Origin of the sequence: Simiduia litorea (genome assembly GCF_042853465.1) — a bacterium.
GTDB lineage: Bacteria > Pseudomonadota > Gammaproteobacteria > Pseudomonadales > Cellvibrionaceae > Simiduia > Simiduia litorea.
In genome coordinates this window covers 1,664,241-1,680,642 of record NZ_AP031497.1, presented here as the reverse complement: position 1 = coordinate 1,680,642, position 16,402 = coordinate 1,664,241, and the positions used below count along the sequence as shown (strand labels likewise).

Sequence of the window (16,402 nt, the reverse complement as noted above, 5' to 3'; positions counted from 1 at the left end):
ACCGGTAGATCAGTTAGTTAGAATGCCTGCCTGTCACGCCGGAGGTCGCGGGTTCGACAAATTCGTCAGGAGCAAATTTGGGCAACGGATGACCCTTTGATCCCAATGGTCGAATTGGCTTTTCCGCCCGAGGCCACTTCAACCGGTCAGATTTCGGCATTACCATGGGCATACCAGCACCGGGAACTACCATGGGCGTGGGTGATAAGGTTGAAGTGATTATCGAAGCAGAATTTACCGGCCCACCGCTTAGAGCGGCTCAGTAACAATCAACGAACAGTCCTGCAACAACCTGCTAGCGCCTATCTCGCTAGTCGGCGCGCAAGTATTCAGTCGGGCCGGTTGCGAGTTCGCCTTTAAATGTTTTGACTGGGGTAATCTTTAGCTCAGTAAAAATTCTGGGATTTGATAGCAATTGAGCAATTTGCGGATGCTCGTCACCTGCGTCGCTCAACCATAACGTTAAAAACGCCAAATTGTAGGGTAAAAACAAGGGGAAAGCCTTGTCATGATATGGCTCAAACCGAGGATGGGTATCTCGCGTGATGATGGCGCAGCTGTACTTTTCCCCGGGAAACTCCTGATAAACCGCGCCCAGAAGCATCAGTCGCTGGGTTGTTACCAAATAGTGTGTATTCTTACCAGCCACTTTTTTTCCTTCTCCCAGGCCGGTTGCAATAACAATCGCCCGGCGATGGCGAATTGCGTCGCGCCAGTAGAGCGATGTGAGGTTACGCGCATTGAAGGTTGTTCTTGGACCGACTTCAAGTTCTCCGCCCACGTCCCGACAGTCGTACCACCAGGTCGCATCCACCTGCTTCAATGCACCACCTTTTTTGATGAGCAACCCGTCGATTGTTCTTGTAGGATCACCGCCAAAGGCGGGGTAGTAGTGCTGAATCTTTGGTGTATCATCATCGGCGCCCTCGTAACGTCCCTCAGCCCCAAGTAAGGCTAAAAAATCATTCAGGGTGCGCGGGTCAACGTGGCGCCGGATATAACCACACATTGCATGTCTCCAAGATCAACATTCCCAAGGCCAACTAATAATTCCAAGGTAAACTAGGGCAATCGCCTTGCCAACCGATAAAGAACCGTCAAGAGCCTCTTATGTCAGATGTAAAATTTAGCGCCCGCTGGGCACTAGTAAGCGTTTTAATGTGTTTCTTAACATTTGGCTTAGGTTTTTGGGTATTTAACGAGGCAATACCCGGCTATAAACTATTAGCCTACCCCGGCATTGTAGCAACGCGGCTTTTTAGCGAAGAAATCGATTTTTGGCCCAAGCTCAGTATTATGCTAACGGGTCAATACATCGCGTACTTTTTAGGCATTTATAGCGTTAGAAAAATCATGGCGATCAGATCTAAAGGATAGCCAACACCAAAGGCGCGCCACAACGAAATATCACATGTTTCCTGACGACACTTCAGATACCCTTTCAATCACTGAGTGTTAATTAGTAAGTTGCCTAGCAAAGGCAAGGCCTCCCTAACATCCAACTTTTAGGCAGTAGATACCGCGTTATGTATATTGGCGAAGCAGCAAAGAAAACGGGTTTATCCATCAAGGCCATTCGCTTTTATGAGGCGCAAGGTTTGATTGAGCCGCCCACACGATTGGGGCGCTATAGAACTTATACAGTGCAAGACCTTGAGCTGTTGCTATTAATTAAAGAGGCAACGGAGCTTGGGGTCGCGTTGTCTCAACTCAAAGGGGTTATCAGTTACCGCAACGGCGAAATAGACTGGGAAAACATAAAGGTATTTTTGACCGAGATAAGGGCGCAACTCATCGAACAGCGCACTGATATCGAGCGAAAAATTAACAGCTTGGATGCCTGTTATGCCCAGATAAAACCTTAACCAACACTTGACTCTCCCCTTAAGGGGAGACGGTAGAATGCGCTTTCTTTAGGTAACGCGAGACATGGAATGCGCAAACGAGTATTGGTACTGGCCGCAAACCCCAAAGCAAATAGCTTTGTGAATGCGTTAGCCGATGCATACGCAACATCTGCCCGACAACAACATGACGTAAAGTTTCTAAACCTAGCCGACATGGTGTTCAATGTGGATCTGCCTGACGGGTATACTCAGGATCAACCCCTCGAGGATTCACTCAAAGCCTTTCAAGCAGCACTTATCTGGTGTGAACATCTCGTCATTTTTACCCCCAATTGGTGGGGCGCACTGCCAGCAAAACTAAAGGGGCTCATTGATCGAACGTTGTTACCCGGTTTCGCATTTCGGTATGAGAAGGGAAAGTCGATCCCCAAAAAGCTACTGCAAGGGAAAACGGCGCGAATCGTCATGACCATGGATACACCGCCTTGGTATTACGTATTGTTTCAAGGCGCGCCTGCCATCAAGCAGTTAAAGACAGCCACTCTTAAATTCGTCGGTTTCGGCTCCATTAAAAGTAGAATGATCGGCCCCATTATTAGTTCCACCAACGCTTCCAGGAAAAAATGGCTGGATGAAATATCGAAACTCGGGCTCACCGCCCGTTAACACTATCATCAAACTAAGTAGCGTCTATCTTTAAGCGCGTTTCGCGATTGCAAGGCCACCACTGCAACAAAAAATCTTGCATCGCTAAACGCGGCTTTCAAAGGCTGCGCGGCTATCCTAAAGATTCAGTTATCGCCTGAGTGACTGAATAATAGCGCCGACCTCCCGCCATGACATTAAGCGAGATAGTCGGATGCTAACCGCAACTATTGAGTTGCTCATCAGTTCATAGCTGTACCCTGCGTACATTTTATCTAACTGAAAAAATATCAAGCACTAATGAAAATCTCGCGAACTCAATAACAATTCCGGCATTAAGTGCGAGTGGTCTTCAATGTGCCCTGCCACTAAATGCACCACCCTGCCCTCGCGCTCCACTACCCCTTTCACCAGCAATAAACGCCCCTGCAGAATGGCCCGTCGGTAGCGCTCTTGCAATGATGCCCAGACCACGACATTGGTGTTACCGGTTTCATCTTCCAGCGTGATAAACAAAACACCCGATGCTGTGCCGGGTCGCTGCCGACCGGTCACTAAACCTGCAACACGCACGAAGCGACCATGTGCCACGCTTAGCAATGCTTGCGCATTTTTACAGCCGTTAAAGACCGCCTGCTCGCGCAATAGCTGCATGGGGTGAGCCGTTAAACTTAAGTGGTGCGTTTGGTAATCCATTACGAGCGTGTCGTAGCTGCTCGCTTGGGGCAGGGGCAAAGCCTGTTGCGCCACCTCGCTATTGGCTAACTCCGCCGTGGATGCCAACTGCACATGATTAAACAGCGGCGTCTGATCTAGCGCGAAGACATCCCAATGCACATTAAAGCGATCTTGATTGAATTGCCGTAAAGCGCCACAACCGGCTAGCAGTTCCAATTCCGCATCAGATAGCTGGGCGCGCAGCCGTAAATCTTGCAAAGAGGAAAAGCGTTTCTTGTCCCGCGCAGCGATACAGCGCTGAATCGCTTCTCGCCGCAAGCCTTTTACTAAACGAAAACCTAAGCGCACGGAAGGCGCCGCCTCTACTGCGGCCTTGGCCTCAAAGTTTTCCAGGCTATGATCCCATTGGCTCACGCAAATATCTATATTTTCCACGCTAATATGATGGCGACGTGCATCCTGCACCAGCTGCGATGGCGAATAAAATCCCATGGGTAAACTGTTTAACAAACCGCAATAAAATGCGGCTGGGTAGTGGCACTTTAACCAAGCCGATACATACACTAACAAGGCGAAACTGGCGGCGTGTGATTCCGGAAAACCGTACTCGCCAAAGCCTTGCATTTGGCGAAATAAACGCTCAGCAAAATCCTCACTGTGACCACGCTCGGCCATGCCTTGCATTAATTTATCGCGAAAACCTGCCAAGTTGCCGTTGCGCCCCCAGCTGGCCATAGCTCGCCGCAATTGATCCGCCTCTCCGCCGCTAAAGCCTGCAGCAACCATGGCCAATTTAATCACCTGCTCTTGGAAAATAGGCACACCTAAGGTGCGCGCCAATACTGCCTTTACATCGGCGTTGGGGTAGTCGACAGCTTCTTCGCCATTGCGACGGCGCAAATAGGGATGAACCATATCACCCTGTATAGGGCCTGGCCGAACAATAGCCACCTCAATCACCAAATCGTAAAACGTTTTTGGTTTCAGCCTAGGCAGCATGGCCATTTGTGCCCGCGACTCCACTTGAAAAACACCCACGCTGTCACCGCGGCATAACATGGCGTAAGTTTTTGGATCTTCTTGCGGCACCTGATATAGATGTATCGGCGGCGTTTGGTAGCTATTAATGAGATCAAATATTTTTCGAATGGCGGTCAGCATCCCCAATGCCAACACATCCACCTTAAGTAACCCCAAGGCCTCAATGTCTTCTTTATCCCACTGAATAACCGTGCGCTCGGCCATGGCGGCATTTTCCACCGGCACCAAGGTGCTGATCGGACTTTTGGTGATAATAAAACCACCCACGTGTTGAGAAAGGTGCCGAGGGAAACCCAACAACGCCTGCACCAGCGCTAAAAATTGCTGTACCAACCGCCCCTCTAATTTTATATTGGCCTCCTGCAACCGCGTCAACATCTGCGCAGGCTTATCCCACCAGCTTAGGTTACGGCTAATTTTCTCGAGTAACAATGGGTCTAAACCTAACGCCTTACCCACATCGCGAATCGCGCTTTTGGGCCGATAGGTAATCACCGTTGCCGCTAAGGCGGCGCGCTCGCGGCTATATTTTCGGTAGATATATTGGATCACCTCCTCGCGCCGCTCATGTTCAAAGTCCACATCTATGTCCGGAGGCTCATTGCGCTCCTTGGATATAAAGCGCTCAAACAATAAATCACTTTGCGCCGGGTCCACCTCGGTAATAAACAGGCAATAACACACCGCCGAGTTGGCCGCAGAACCTCGCCCTTGGCATAGAATGCGCTGGCTTCTCGCGTAGCGCACAAGATCGTGCACGGTTAAAAAATAATACTCGTAGTGCAACTCTTCAATTAAGCTGAGTTCCTTGTGCAATTGCTTTTCCATTGCTGGGGTGGTGCCATTGGGCCAGCGCAAAGCTGCGCCTTCATAGGTTAGCTGTGCTAAATAAGCGCTTGCAGATAACCCCTCTGGCACCACCTCAGGCGGGTATTCATAGCACAGCTCGCTCATAGAAAAATGACACAAGCTGGCGATGTGCGCAGCTTCTTGTAGCAACGCCTCCGGGTAGAGCGTTTTTAGTTTTTCCAACGGCCGCAAGTAGCGCTCGGCATTAGCATGGCGGCGCACACCCAATTCAGCCACCGAGCAGTTGTAGCGCGTAGCTGCCAACACGTCTTGTAAGGGCTGGCGTTTATGGCAATGCATATGCACATCGTTACACGCCACCATACTGATACGCTGCTCGCTCGCGGTTAGATAACAGCGCTGGTAGTAGACCTCATCCGATGATTGTTGCAACAGCTCAACACCCAACCACAGGCGCTGCTTAAAATAACGCGACAGTAAGCGACTCTGGCCCAGCCAGTCTTCAGCCGTTTGCGCCTGCACCGGCAACCAAATAGCCAAGCAGTGCTGGGTGCCAAATTGCAATTCCTGCAAAAAAAGTTGATAGCTACCTTTTTCAGCACGGCGTCGAGCGCGGGTAATCAGCGCGGAAATTTCACTGTAGGCGGCGCGATTAGGTGCCAGTAAAACCACGTGAGCTGGGGCCAGCTTCGCCTGCTTATCTTGCAACCAAAACTCGCTACCGACAATCAAATGAAAATCCAGCTGCTGCGCTGCCACATGAGCTTTAACCACGCCGGCAAAAGAGCACTCATCGGTAATAGCTAAAGCTTGATAGGCTAAGGCGTGCGCACGCTGCACCAACTCTTCCGGACGAGAGGCTCCGCGTAAAAAACTAAAATTACTAACGCAGTGCAACTCAGCAAACATAAAAACCCGCCATGAACCATTGCTCTCGCTGCTGGCAGAAAAAAACACTGTAGTAATGCTGCTGTGCCTTGGCGATAAAATAATCTCTGCGCGCGCGCTGCTGCCACCAGTGGCTATCAAAACGCGCTGCGCGACTCACCAGCTGCAGCTCTTGCCTGAGCCCGTCTCTATACCAAATTAATTGCTTTTTGCGCATGAAAAGCGCTTGCGGCGGATGTAGTAGCCAGGGGCATAACCAATGATCAACATCTAAGCCAACAGCGCTGGCGGCCTTAACTTTATTGCTGACAAACGCCAACTGTTCGCATTGCTGTTTATCCGGCAAATGCTCCGCTTGCAGCCTATAACTGCAAAATTGTTGAGCGCTAAAGCGTTGATAGAAGCGATTCATTAAACGCTCAATATCATCACTTTTATCGCGCATATCGCGAAACAATCCCTTCGCCACAGGTGCAGCCGACGTTAAACCTAAAGCCTCCAAGCCCACCTGTTCGATAGCAGAGGACCAGCGTAGATTTTCCAATTTTAAACAGGTGAGCTGGTAAAACTCATCTGTATCGCTGTGCGCACTCTGCACAGCCACAATTATCTGACTTTCGGTTTTATCTTCATGGTAAAAACACCAGCAAATACGCTGGGTTATAAGTTGCCGCAGACGTAGGAACTGCTGTAATTGTCGCAATAACAATTGCAAAGGTTCTTGTAAATGGGCTGCATCGGTAAGGCCATAGATAAAAGCCAAGCGCTGATTAAACGCTGGCGCTAACGTTAAGGCACTCACCGGCTGTTCTTGCAGACCGCACAATTGCTGCAAATAACGCACAGCATCTTTACCAAAACGCTGGCCTAGTTCACTCAAAGGCAGAGCCGTAAGCTGACCTAGCTGGCGAAAACCGGAGCTAGCCAAACGCTTCAATAAGGCCGCGGATACATCTAATCGCGACACTGGCAAGGCACTCAACAACACACCCAGACGCTGCTCAGCTATCGCCGCTTGCTGTTCAACGAGGCTTGGTGCAGCCTCTAATACTTGGCTTTTTGCTAGCAGCTTAGCAACCATGCGGGTGGGACCTAGGCCGATAAAAACAGCACAACGCCATGCGGCTAATTCCCGCGTGATTCGCTCTAACAACATCGTCTGACCATGGAATAGACGTAAACTGCTCGCTACTTCAAGGTGCAAAAAATCCGGTTCATCCAGCTCAACATAAGGCGTAAAACCATAAGCCCACTGCGCTAAATTTTGTAATAAATGCAAACCCTGCTCTGGTTCGAATACACGCAAGCAAAGCTGAGGTGACAGCGCCAAGGCGCTGGTCACACTCATGCCCTCTGTCACACCCGCCGCTCGCGCAGCAGACGATACCGCGACCAAACGTTGACCGCTGTACAACGCCAGTGGGTAAGTCTCCTGACTTGCGCGCAGCCAATGATCTAGCGCTAAGGCTGGAAAGTACAAACTCACATAAAGCCGGCCTGTCTTTGTACCTAGCGCCGGCAAATCGCGTTGAGCAGCCATGGCATCAGCCATTAACCAATGACGCCAACTGTGCCGTGCGCTGAGGCACAACACCTTGCCGCAGCACCGGTAAATTTTCTAAATGCACAGGCCTGTTTTGTACCGGCTGTAACGTCAAGGCCGCCAGTTGCGGCCAGAGTGACAACTGCACCTGCTGCCCGGCCCAACCTCCGCGCTGCTTTAATACGGTGAGCTGTAAACCGCCATCACACACCTCAGCTGCTAACCGTAACGCGGCCGGAGCCGCGGTGTGCGCCGCTTGACGCGAGCGCAACAACACATGCCAAGCACCGCCTTTAACAGCAGCCTGCTGTAATTGGCGCAAATCGCGATCCGTAATCGCCTTGTTAGGCAACCACTGACACACCAAGGCGCTAGCGCCGGCGCGCAACGCTTGGTCGGCAGCCCACAAATTGTCGTGCACACTCACGTTGCGCAGTACCAATAGTTGTTCAGGCGCCACGCCAGCATGGGCGAGGTAAGCGGCGCTCGGCACGCAGGGAGGATCAATGAGAAAAATATAGCCCGGTAAGCGCGACACCAGTGCCGGCAACAGTAATGGCCAATTTAAACCGTCGGACAACAGCTCTGTACTGGCGCCCAAAGGCCAGCCGCCATCGTGTAGCGCAGCATCGAGAGCGGGAAAACCGGTGCTGATAACCTCTCGCCTCTGCATGGCGGAGCGAGCACGCCAAATATCTGCACGCGTATGCAGGAGCTGCTCTAGCACATCGGATGTAGAAGCTTGGCCGGCCACATCGGCTGCAAAAGTAGAAGACGGCATACTGACCTCACACACTGTTCGGCCAACCAGATTACTGTATTTATATACAGCATTTCAAGTGGGAAATTCACCGCCTCTCAAACCCGCCGCCAGCACAGCCAAACGGCGCCAAGAAGCAATAGTGGCGAAATACCTGACTTAGGCACCCACACCTATCGCTTTCGACACTATATCGGAGGGCAAACCAACGCAGCCCGAATCACTGGCGATCCAACCCCACACAGAATCACAAGACCCGTTGTGCTCGAGGCGACATGTAACAGCGGCTGTGCCAACCACCGCTTGAATCTAATATGGCCAGTATCGCTATAACCGACATTTAGTAAGCATCTGTAATTGACGTAGGAGTCATAAAGAAACTTTTCATGAAGCGGCCTAGCTTTACTCTAATGACGCTACCTTCGCTCTAAAATCTGCACTCTTAGCCTATGATTATCGCTATATTAACAAGGCAGAAAAGGCTGTTGACTCCCACTAATAAGACAGTAACTTTTAGTAACTTGAAGGATGTATAGGTTACATCTATCCACCCAACCATTTTTTGAATTGCGCCGTGCGGGTTTTACTTGTGATAAGCGGCTCGCTTAAAACACTCGTGGTTATGGCAACGGTATCCTTTCCGTAATTTTCAAAGGTCGAAATATAGTCCAGATTTATCAGGTCACTGCGGTTAATACGGAAAAATTGTTTTGGATCAAGCTGCTGCTCAAGCTCAGAAATCGAGTTACCCGTGAGCATATGGTGTTGACCGCTTCTATCGTACGCAGAAATTACGCCGGACGCCGCGCGTAAACACACCACATCTTCCGCTTTTAACACATCGACTACCTGTGCTTTACGCAACAAGAACCGGCTTTTATATCCAGTGCCGTTATTAACCGGCGCCGCCTCCACTGAGGCCACAAAGCTTGCTTTTAATTGCTGGTAGCCAAGCATGGCCTGCGAAAAACGCTTGTAGGAAAAAGGTTTAAGTAAGTATTCAATACCTTGATTTTGAAAGGCCTGGACCCAATGCTGATCATAAGAGGTGGTGTAAATCACTGGGCACGGCAAATCGAGCGCACTTAGGGCATTAAATACCTGTCCATCCAATAATTCGATATCCGAAAAAATCAGGTCTAACTGTTGCTCTGACGCAAAGAACGCCAACACATCAGAGGTTTTATTGAACCGAGCAACAATAGTCACATCAGGGAAATAACGACAAATGAAACCGACAAGTTTTTTCTCTGCCAGCGGCTCATCCTCAATAACAACAACTCTCATGCGGCCTCCCTTTGTTTGCAAAGCGGTAGAACCAATTCAAAATAATCTTGCGTGTGCGCCACAGCCAACGGCTGCTTAAATATCGTATTGCAGCGCACCCTTAAGTTTGTGATACCCAACTGGGTGGATTCCAGCTTGAATTTTTTTTCATTTATCTGATTAAAGATTCGCACCTGGTCTTTCTCAACAGTTATCTTTATGACAAGGGGGTTTTCTTTATCCCCTTGGTTATGCTTAATTGCATTTTCTAACGCGAGCTGCAAAGAGCAGGGCAACACATGGCTTGTCAAATCGGCCTCGGGCATAATTTCCACCTCTAGCATGTAAGCGTTGTCAAAGCGTGTACTTATCAAGTGCATATAATTATTTGCAAAAGCTAACTCTTGTTTTAACGAGACCAATGCGTGGTCCTTATGTTGCAGAATGTAGCGGTAGATATCACAAAAAGTGTTGAGATATTCATCTGCATCGTCCGGGTCTTGCTGAATTAGCGCTGAGAGTACATTTAGATTATTGAATAGAAAATGAGGATCTATGTGCTGCTGCAGTGTTTTTACTTGGCTTTCAAGCAGAGACCTCTCCGTTTGCTCAAGGGTTATGCGCTGCTGTTTTACATGCTCGAATACTTTAAATAAGAGTGTAAAACCACCGACTATGGTGTGCAAAATAAATTGCATGCTGATTAGTAAGATAATATGGGCTGCGGTTATGGCTTGAATACCAATCGTTCTCTCGAGCACCAAAATTAGCCCAGTCACCACAACAGTAAAGCTCACATTACTGCATATAAAAATCCGAATATAGCGTTTGGTATCGGGGAGCTGTTGTTGCCGCAGCTGAAAATAATCAAACCAGCGCAAGGTTAGCCACTGAGCAATAAAACATTGGAGCGCCATCCAGAATGGCGCATCGAAGTGCCATGGGATAGCCTCTCCGGGTTTGACCTGCAACAGCGCTGAGTACAACACCATAAACAAAGAAAACAGACAAATGATGATGAAATTAGTTAATTTATTCATGGTGTAATCTTTTTATTATATCGGCTTCTGGATTTCAGGTAAGCGCATAATGACGTTGCCTGCGTCGTCTAGAAACTCCAATTTTGCTTCACCCTCTTTTGTTACTATAAGCTGAATACGTTTGTTGCCCTGCGCATCGTTCAAACGAAGCTGGGAATCGCCGTTCAAAGTACCGTAAAAGGCGCGCCGCGCCGCTTCTTTATTTTCCTCATTAAACTGTGCTTCGAGCCGAGCCATGTTTTCAGTATCGCCTTCGGCTTCAGCCTTAATAAAAGCATTAGTAAGTTCAAAATCCATGTCTTTACTTGGTCTATCCATAATGGTTAAGCCGGTTATCATGAAATCTTGTTGTTCAATGTGCTGCAACATCATGGTTTGATCTTGATTGTAGCGATCAAAGGACATATGCAAGCCATGAGTCACTTTATCATTTTCCTTCTTGCCCCTGAATATAAACCCGCCATTCTCTGTGCCCTCATCATTGTAAAAAATCATTCCAGGGCGAGGCTCTTTGGAGCGGAAAACTTCTTTTCCGTACTTATTCACGCCAGGAGCCTTATCTGAGTTCGCAAGCACCATACGGTTTTGCCCGGTTTTTTCAATAATATTGATGCGCTCAACGGAAATTTCTTCAAACTTGGCGACATTTGGTGTGGTATGAGAATAACCAAACGCCAGATAACAACCCAGCGCCAAGATGCCTGTGCCGAGAGCGCAGTTGATCATTTTTTGTACTTTTAGCTGCTTAACTATGGTTGCTTGTTGGGTATTAAGTGTCATATCTGCTTCCTTCAAAATATTTAGGTTTAAGTTCTTAACGACCGTAATCACTTGCGATATGGCTAAGTTATCGCGCTAATTATCCTGAAAATACACAAAAGCCCCGAACGGGGGGGGAATCCAAATAAGGAGCAGAATTTACGGCTTGAAGTTGGGGTGGGCTCTTGATGACTGCTGTAATGTGTATGTATATCAGCCACGCAATCCGTCAACCCATACTCAGTAAAATCACATCGCGCACTTGTTAAGGGGCAACCACCAAGGGCTAATATGCTTAGGTACAAGGTGTACCGCGTGATGAAAATGCAGCGTGACTGACTTATTGGCATAATTAGTTGGTTGGGCACTTGCTACAAATCAGTTTCGCTTTTTAATACTTGCCTCTGTAATCAAAGAGCCTCTTCTTGCTCACCGCCTGCTAAGCTAACGCATACCCATTACATTTAACCCCCAAGGATACACGTTGGAGTAAGAGCCATGCATTGGACCGATATCGCACCGGCGGCGGTGACGCTTTTTTTGATTATGGACCCGCTCGGTAATGTACCGATTTTTAACGCCGTGCTGTCGCGTTTAGATAAGAAGCGTCGCACGCCCGTGTTGGCGCGCGAGCTCATTATTGCCTTGGTGATTTTGTTAATTTTCTTGTTTGCCGGTAACGCTATATTGGCCTTTTTGGGCTTAACCCAGTCCTCGCTGAATATTGCTGGCGGGGTTTTGTTATTTATTATCTCGCTGCGTATGATTTTCCCGGTCAGCCACGAGGTAGGTGACGCGACTGAGGTGGACGAGCCTTTTATCGTGCCGCTTGCGGTACCGATGATTGCCGGCCCCTCCACCATTGCGGTGTTACTCTTACTCAGTTCCAACCAGCCAGGTCAGATTGTAGACTGGAGCGTGGCACTACTGCTCGCTTGGGGCGCGTCCTCTGCCCTACTTCTAGCCTCACCGCTGATTATGAAGGTGATTGGCACCAAGGGCTCGCGCGCACTTGAACGATTGATGGGCATGATTCTGGTCATTCTCGCCACGCAAATGTTGCTTAACGGCATTCGCGATTTTGTTACCAGCTTTGGTTAATGGCGCCGCATAGATTGGCCGCCATGGGTTTAACCTATGAGCAAGGATTAGTGAGTATATTACCCGTGGCAGATTTATCACTGAGAATAATATTAAGTAACACTGACAAAAATCGGGTCAGCACTTACCAATCAATCGGCTGATGGTTCCAGTCGATAAATTGTAAGCGGTTGTCGATTGGGCGAGCATCCATTAGCCCACTCAAACGAGCGACAACAAAACCCGGGCTAAACAATTTGTGTTCCGGTACCCGCGCTTGAAAAGGTGCAGACAATGGCGTGTTAGTCGTGCCCGGGTGAAAAGCCAGCAGCCGCACACCCTTGGCGCGACGTGCGTATTCCACACTGGCGGTTTGCAGCAACATATTTAGACCCGCCTTAGCGGCGCGATAGCTGTACCAGCCACCCAAGGTATTATCGCTAATGCTGCCCACCCGAGCGCTACAGGCGGCGATAACACACTCACTGGTTTGCACCAATGGCAACAAGGCTTTTAGCCACAGCAAGGGGTAGATGGCATTGGCAAAATAACTCGCTTGCAGGTGCGCTAGCTGTACATCCTCTAAGCGCTTCTCTGGCTGCATAGCGCCGCAGTGCAACAAACCCGTGCAAATGGCGATACGCGAGAAAGTACCCGCATAAGGGGTAAGCTGTTGTGCCGCTTGGGCAATGCCGGCTTCAGTATGCGAGCACTGAATTGAGCTAGCGCCTTCTGCGCGACTGCCTACGCCAATCACCTCATCAAACCTACCACTGGCGCGCCAATGCTGTAGCAATGCGTAGCCAATGCCGCCTAGGCCAATCACTAAGGCTCGATTCACGGCACAACTCGCTTTATATCAACGCAGGCTTCACAGCGCGCCTGACCGGTAAGCAAATAAGAAATACGATAGCGGTGCCGAGCGAATAATCGATAGACCAGATCGGCAATGGGCTTTATGAGCGGCCAACGCAAGGCCTTAAAAAGCGGATTACCCACCAATGCCCAAGCTTGAGCGGTAACATCCAGACCCAGCAACAAGTCGCCATCCCTCGTTTGGCCATGCAAAACCGCGTTGGCACGCTCGGGATGAATATGCGGGAAGCGCAAACTAAAATCGGGCTGAAAAATATCTTCAAAATCCAACTGGCCGCTATTACGCCGTTGTAAGCTCAGCATTTCCTTAACGCATAAAGGGCAGCGGCTATCGTAAAAAATGGTCAGCACACTCATATCTGCAATACCCAATAAATCGCCAATGCATGGCACAAAATCACCGTACCCGTAAGCCGCCGACGCAGACGGACATAGTCAGGTGACCGACCCGCAAAGCGCTCAGCAAAAAAACTTAGATAGAAACAAACAGCCAACAATGTCAGCCCTGCGACTGGGCGCACGAAACTCAACAGCAATGCGCCGACGGCCAACAGCACGATTAAATTAGAAGCCAGTGTCAACGCGATGTTTGGCGCTCGAGGCTGCCACAAACTACCCGCCAAGAAGGTGGCAATCGCGCAGCTATAACAGCTGAATAACAACAAGCCCAACTGGGCCTGCTGCACGAACGCCATCAACACCAAGGCCGCAGCAAACGGCAGCAGGCCCAAATAGCCAAGCCACACCATGGCAAGGTGCACGAGGTCAGCGCTATGGGGTTCGCGGTGCTCTTGTGGGAGAATTTTCATAGCCTGTATACGGACAAGCATTAGGATTGGATGCCTAGCAATACACCGTCAAACAGGCTCAGCTGACGCTTAGAAACCTCGGCCAAAGGCAGCACCGATACGGTTCCGCCCTCCTTACATCGTTAGAATTGTAGGCGCCAGCTCACGATCTTATGCCTCCGGCCAAGCGCTAGGCAGGGTTAACGTCAGCACAGGAATCAAGCAATTTTCTTAACATTACTGATGAACCTGCCGATAAAACCAATAATGCACCGAGAAACACACGCTGCTGGCCTCCATCGCGCTTCAAGAATGCCGGCAAGTCAGATACAACCTAGGTCTGTAGGGGAAATTATGAATGCCGCGCTGCTAGACATTGATACAGTTAGCCATCAAAAAATAGTTTTTTGCCTAGATACCGTCACCAAGTTAGACCGCGACACCTTTCTATCCCTAGCCTCCAATAAAGGCGATGAGAATGCAGGCGACCTCTTTATTATTGATATCGCGAGATGTCTTCTCACGGGTGATATTCAAGCGCTGCGTCAACTGGTCGGCCGAAGTGGCTTCATCAAACAACCTTATATGGTGCTGCTGAAGCGCGCCTGCCAAGCCTTATGCGCCGGGCGTGCGCACGATGTGATTAAGATCGTCGTTGAACTCGAAGCTACCGGCATTTCAAACCCGCTGTGCTATGTGTTAGCCGCCGAAGCGCAAGCCATGAACCATCAATATACCGAAGCGTTTCATAATTTCTCAACAGCGATTAATCTATTCGCCTGCAATGAATACCTGATTATTAGGTCTCGGTATTGTCTGCAGCACATAGAAGCGACTAAATATAGCTTGCCACTGGAACAAGGCGCGATAGATTATCTACAGGATCAGCGTTTCGATAGTGCCGTCATATCTCCGCTGGCGTCGTCCCTGATAAAATACAAATACCAACTCGACAACCGAACGCAAGCCAACTCGTTTGATGTCTCTGGCTATAACAACCTTAAACACGATGTGTTCTTTCTCGAGGTGCTGAAAAGAGTTTTATTACCTGACCCTGACATTGAGCTATTTCTCATCCAGCTGCGCAACTATTGTCTAAACACCTTTGCACACACGAAGGAACTCACGCCATCTGATATTGAGATTCTATGTGCACTGTCACTACAAAACGACTTGAATGAGCATGTACATTTCGTAACAACCGACGAATCGGAAGCCGTCGGCAATATTCAAGCGTCAATTAACAGCATGCTTAAAAACCCCACGGTAAACGCTAACCAACTGACCACTCAGATACTCCTAACGTCACTTTATGAACCTTTAAGTGAACAGCCCTATTTTATCCAACTGTTAGAATTTTCTATCAATGACTGGCCAGCTGAAACCCAACCCTGCTTAGACAGAATTCTATATCAATACAAAAACGAGCTTGAATTCGCCAGCTCAATCCAGAAACTCACCTCGATCAGCGATGAAGTCTCTCTACTCGTAGCTAGTCAGTACGAAGCTAACCCCTATCCGCGCTGGCATGAAATCAGTAGATTAGAACATAGCGAAGGCTACGCTAAGCATAACGGCATCCATAAACCTCCCTTTATAAAAGCCAAACATTTTGAAAAGCCGCTAAAAATACTCATTGCAGGATGCGGTACAGGTAAGCATCCCATCGCATTAGCACTTAAATTCCCCAATGTGCACATAACAGCGATAGATCTAAGTCGACGTAGCCTTGCCTACGCAACGATGAAAGCAAAACAATGCAACCTGTCCAACATTAGCTTTTACCAAGCCGATATATTGGCGCTGGCTGAATTTAAGGAAAGATTCAACATTATTGAATGTATGGGGGTCTTACATCACATGCAGGACCCCATTGCGGGGCTACAGATACTGAGAGGTTTGCTGGTAAAAAACGGCGTAATGAAGCTCGGGCTTTACAGTAAAATAGCGCGTGAAGAAATAGCGAGTTTCCGAGAAGGTAACTCCTGTGAGGGGACGAAAGACGCTATACGCGCCATGCGGCATGAGGTGATTACAGCGAATAGAGAAAAATACGACAACTGCCTCAAGTCCAACGATTTTTACTCAACCAGCATGTGTAGAGACTTATTATTTCACGCGCAAGAGCATACCTTTTCACTTACCGAATTGGATGCCATTTTACGTAAACATAAATTACTTTTTAAAGGTTTTACATTCAACACCGCAGAGACATTCCAGACATTTACAATGAGCCACGGGTCATCGTCTAAGTTACTCGACCTGCAGGCCTGGCATCAATTTGAGGCACGCAACCCACTGACCTTTGCAGGTATGTATCAATTTTTTACCCAAATTAATTAAGCTTTAGGGCCGCCACCGAATCTTAACGGTCGCGATAG

The 16,402-nt window shown here is 48.8% G+C and carries 15 protein-coding genes; 5 read left to right on the top strand and 10 right to left on the bottom strand.

What is annotated here, in order from left to right:
• The first annotated feature begins 113 nt into the window (after nt 1–113).
• The gene (locus tag ACGHTT_RS07325; protein WP_390594988.1) at nt 114–266 is read left to right on the top strand and encodes a YceI family protein; all 153 of its coding nucleotides are present in this window, start codon (nt 114–116) and stop codon (nt 264–266) included.
• Nucleotides 267–310: 44 nt separating this feature from the next.
• Here ACGHTT_RS07325 and ACGHTT_RS07320 read toward each other — a convergent pair whose 3' ends face one another.
• A complete protein-coding gene (locus ACGHTT_RS07320) occupies nt 311–1,009 on the bottom strand; it encodes an SOS response-associated peptidase family protein (RefSeq protein ID WP_390594467.1) in 699 nt (232 codons plus the stop codon).
• Nucleotides 1,010–1,526: 517 nt separating this feature from the next.
• Between ACGHTT_RS07320 and ACGHTT_RS07315 the strand changes: the two genes are divergently transcribed.
• Nucleotides 1,527–1,865 carry a MerR family transcriptional regulator gene (locus ACGHTT_RS07315; RefSeq protein WP_390594466.1) on the top strand — a complete coding sequence of 113 codons (339 nt, stop codon included), beginning with the start codon at nt 1,527–1,529 and terminating at the stop codon, nt 1,863–1,865.
• 69 nt (nt 1,866–1,934) lie between these two features.
• On the top strand, nt 1,935–2,513 hold the full coding sequence (locus ACGHTT_RS07310; protein WP_390594464.1) for an NAD(P)H-dependent oxidoreductase: 579 nt from the start codon (nt 1,935–1,937) through the stop codon (nt 2,511–2,513).
• Between the two features lie 276 nt (nt 2,514–2,789).
• Here the strand turns inward: ACGHTT_RS07310 and ACGHTT_RS07305 are convergent, their stop codons facing one another.
• The 6 genes from ACGHTT_RS07305 to ACGHTT_RS07280 all read right to left on the bottom strand — a co-directional run bounded on the left by ACGHTT_RS07305 (nt 2,790) and on the right by ACGHTT_RS07280 (nt 11,298).
• Nucleotides 2,790–5,930 (bottom strand): error-prone DNA polymerase, encoded by a 3,141-nt coding sequence (locus ACGHTT_RS07305; protein ID WP_390594463.1) that lies wholly within the window; start codon nt 5,928–5,930, stop codon nt 2,790–2,792.
• Nucleotides 5,920–7,449 carry a Y-family DNA polymerase gene (locus ACGHTT_RS07300; protein ID WP_390594462.1) on the bottom strand — a complete coding sequence of 510 codons (1,530 nt, stop codon included), beginning with the start codon at nt 7,447–7,449 and terminating at the stop codon, nt 5,920–5,922. Before ACGHTT_RS07300 ends, ACGHTT_RS07305 begins: the two co-directional genes overlap by 11 nt.
• A gap of 4 nt (nt 7,450–7,453) precedes the next feature.
• On the bottom strand, nt 7,454–8,233 hold the full coding sequence (imuA, locus tag ACGHTT_RS07295; protein WP_390594461.1) for a translesion DNA synthesis-associated protein ImuA: 780 nt from the start codon (nt 8,231–8,233) through the stop codon (nt 7,454–7,456).
• A 522-nt stretch (nt 8,234–8,755) separates the two neighbouring features.
• Entirely contained in the window at nt 8,756–9,499 is a 744-nt protein-coding gene (locus ACGHTT_RS07290) for a LytR/AlgR family response regulator transcription factor (protein WP_390594460.1), read from the bottom strand.
• Nucleotides 9,496–10,518 (bottom strand): sensor histidine kinase, encoded by a 1,023-nt coding sequence (locus tag ACGHTT_RS07285; protein ID WP_390594459.1) that lies wholly within the window; start codon nt 10,516–10,518, stop codon nt 9,496–9,498. Before ACGHTT_RS07285 ends, ACGHTT_RS07290 begins: the two co-directional genes overlap by 4 nt.
• Before the next feature lie 15 nt (nt 10,519–10,533).
• Nucleotides 10,534–11,298 (bottom strand): hypothetical protein, encoded by a 765-nt coding sequence (locus tag ACGHTT_RS07280; RefSeq protein WP_390594457.1) that lies wholly within the window; start codon nt 11,296–11,298, stop codon nt 10,534–10,536.
• Between the two features lie 477 nt (nt 11,299–11,775).
• Between ACGHTT_RS07280 and ACGHTT_RS07275 the strand changes: the two genes are divergently transcribed.
• Nucleotides 11,776–12,378: a YhgN family NAAT transporter gene (locus ACGHTT_RS07275; protein ID WP_390594456.1), complete on the top strand. Its 603-nt coding sequence runs from the start codon at nt 11,776–11,778 to the stop codon at nt 12,376–12,378.
• 124 nt (nt 12,379–12,502) lie between these two features.
• On the opposite strand, the gene ACGHTT_RS07270 is transcribed toward ACGHTT_RS07275, so the two are convergent.
• The 3 genes from ACGHTT_RS07270 to ACGHTT_RS07260 are packed head-to-tail and all read right to left on the bottom strand — an operon-like array spanning nt 12,503 to nt 14,042.
• Nucleotides 12,503–13,198, bottom strand: coding sequence for an SDR family NAD(P)-dependent oxidoreductase (locus tag ACGHTT_RS07270; protein WP_390594455.1), 696 nt, complete (start codon nt 13,196–13,198; stop codon nt 12,503–12,505).
• Nucleotides 13,195–13,590 (bottom strand): thiol-disulfide oxidoreductase DCC family protein, encoded by a 396-nt coding sequence (locus ACGHTT_RS07265; protein ID WP_390594454.1) that lies wholly within the window; start codon nt 13,588–13,590, stop codon nt 13,195–13,197. The genes ACGHTT_RS07270 and ACGHTT_RS07265 overlap by 4 nt, the downstream gene beginning before the upstream one ends.
• The gene (locus tag ACGHTT_RS07260; protein WP_390594453.1) at nt 13,587–14,042 is read right to left on the bottom strand and encodes a DUF3429 domain-containing protein; all 456 of its coding nucleotides are present in this window, start codon (nt 14,040–14,042) and stop codon (nt 13,587–13,589) included. Before ACGHTT_RS07260 ends, ACGHTT_RS07265 begins: the two co-directional genes overlap by 4 nt.
• Before the next feature lie 333 nt (nt 14,043–14,375).
• On the opposite strand from ACGHTT_RS07260, the gene ACGHTT_RS07255 reads away from it, so the two are divergent.
• Nucleotides 14,376–16,364: a class I SAM-dependent methyltransferase gene (locus ACGHTT_RS07255; RefSeq protein WP_390594451.1), complete on the top strand. Its 1,989-nt coding sequence runs from the start codon at nt 14,376–14,378 to the stop codon at nt 16,362–16,364.
• Nucleotides 16,365–16,402: the final 38 nt, after the last annotated feature.

What these genes read in the sequence shown, in the direction of transcription:
- ACGHTT_RS07320 (WP_390594467.1), bottom strand. Translation starts at nt 1,009, where the DNA reads ATGTGTGGTTATATCCGGCGCCACGTTGACCCGCGCACCCTGAATGAT.
- ACGHTT_RS07315 (WP_390594466.1), top strand. Translation starts at nt 1,527, where the DNA reads ATGTATATTGGCGAAGCAGCAAAGAAAACGGGTTTATCCATCAAGGCC.
- ACGHTT_RS07310 (WP_390594464.1), top strand. Translation starts at nt 1,935, where the DNA reads ATGCGCAAACGAGTATTGGTACTGGCCGCAAACCCCAAAGCAAATAGC.
- ACGHTT_RS07305 (WP_390594463.1), bottom strand. Translation starts at nt 5,930, where the DNA reads ATGTTTGCTGAGTTGCACTGCGTTAGTAATTTTAGTTTTTTACGCGGA.
- ACGHTT_RS07300 (WP_390594462.1), bottom strand. Translation starts at nt 7,449, where the DNA reads ATGGCTGCTCAACGCGATTTGCCGGCGCTAGGTACAAAGACAGGCCGG.
- imuA (WP_390594461.1), bottom strand. Translation starts at nt 8,233, where the DNA reads ATGCCGTCTTCTACTTTTGCAGCCGATGTGGCCGGCCAAGCTTCTACA.
- ACGHTT_RS07290 (WP_390594460.1), bottom strand. Translation starts at nt 9,499, where the DNA reads ATGAGAGTTGTTGTTATTGAGGATGAGCCGCTGGCAGAGAAAAAACTT.
- ACGHTT_RS07285 (WP_390594459.1), bottom strand. Translation starts at nt 10,518, where the DNA reads ATGAATAAATTAACTAATTTCATCATCATTTGTCTGTTTTCTTTGTTT.
- ACGHTT_RS07280 (WP_390594457.1), bottom strand. Translation starts at nt 11,298, where the DNA reads ATGACACTTAATACCCAACAAGCAACCATAGTTAAGCAGCTAAAAGTA.
- ACGHTT_RS07275 (WP_390594456.1), top strand. Translation starts at nt 11,776, where the DNA reads ATGCATTGGACCGATATCGCACCGGCGGCGGTGACGCTTTTTTTGATT.
- ACGHTT_RS07265 (WP_390594454.1), bottom strand. Translation starts at nt 13,590, where the DNA reads ATGAGTGTGCTGACCATTTTTTACGATAGCCGCTGCCCTTTATGCGTT.
- ACGHTT_RS07260 (WP_390594453.1), bottom strand. Translation starts at nt 14,042, where the DNA reads ATGAAAATTCTCCCACAAGAGCACCGCGAACCCCATAGCGCTGACCTC.
- ACGHTT_RS07255 (WP_390594451.1), top strand. Translation starts at nt 14,376, where the DNA reads ATGAATGCCGCGCTGCTAGACATTGATACAGTTAGCCATCAAAAAATA.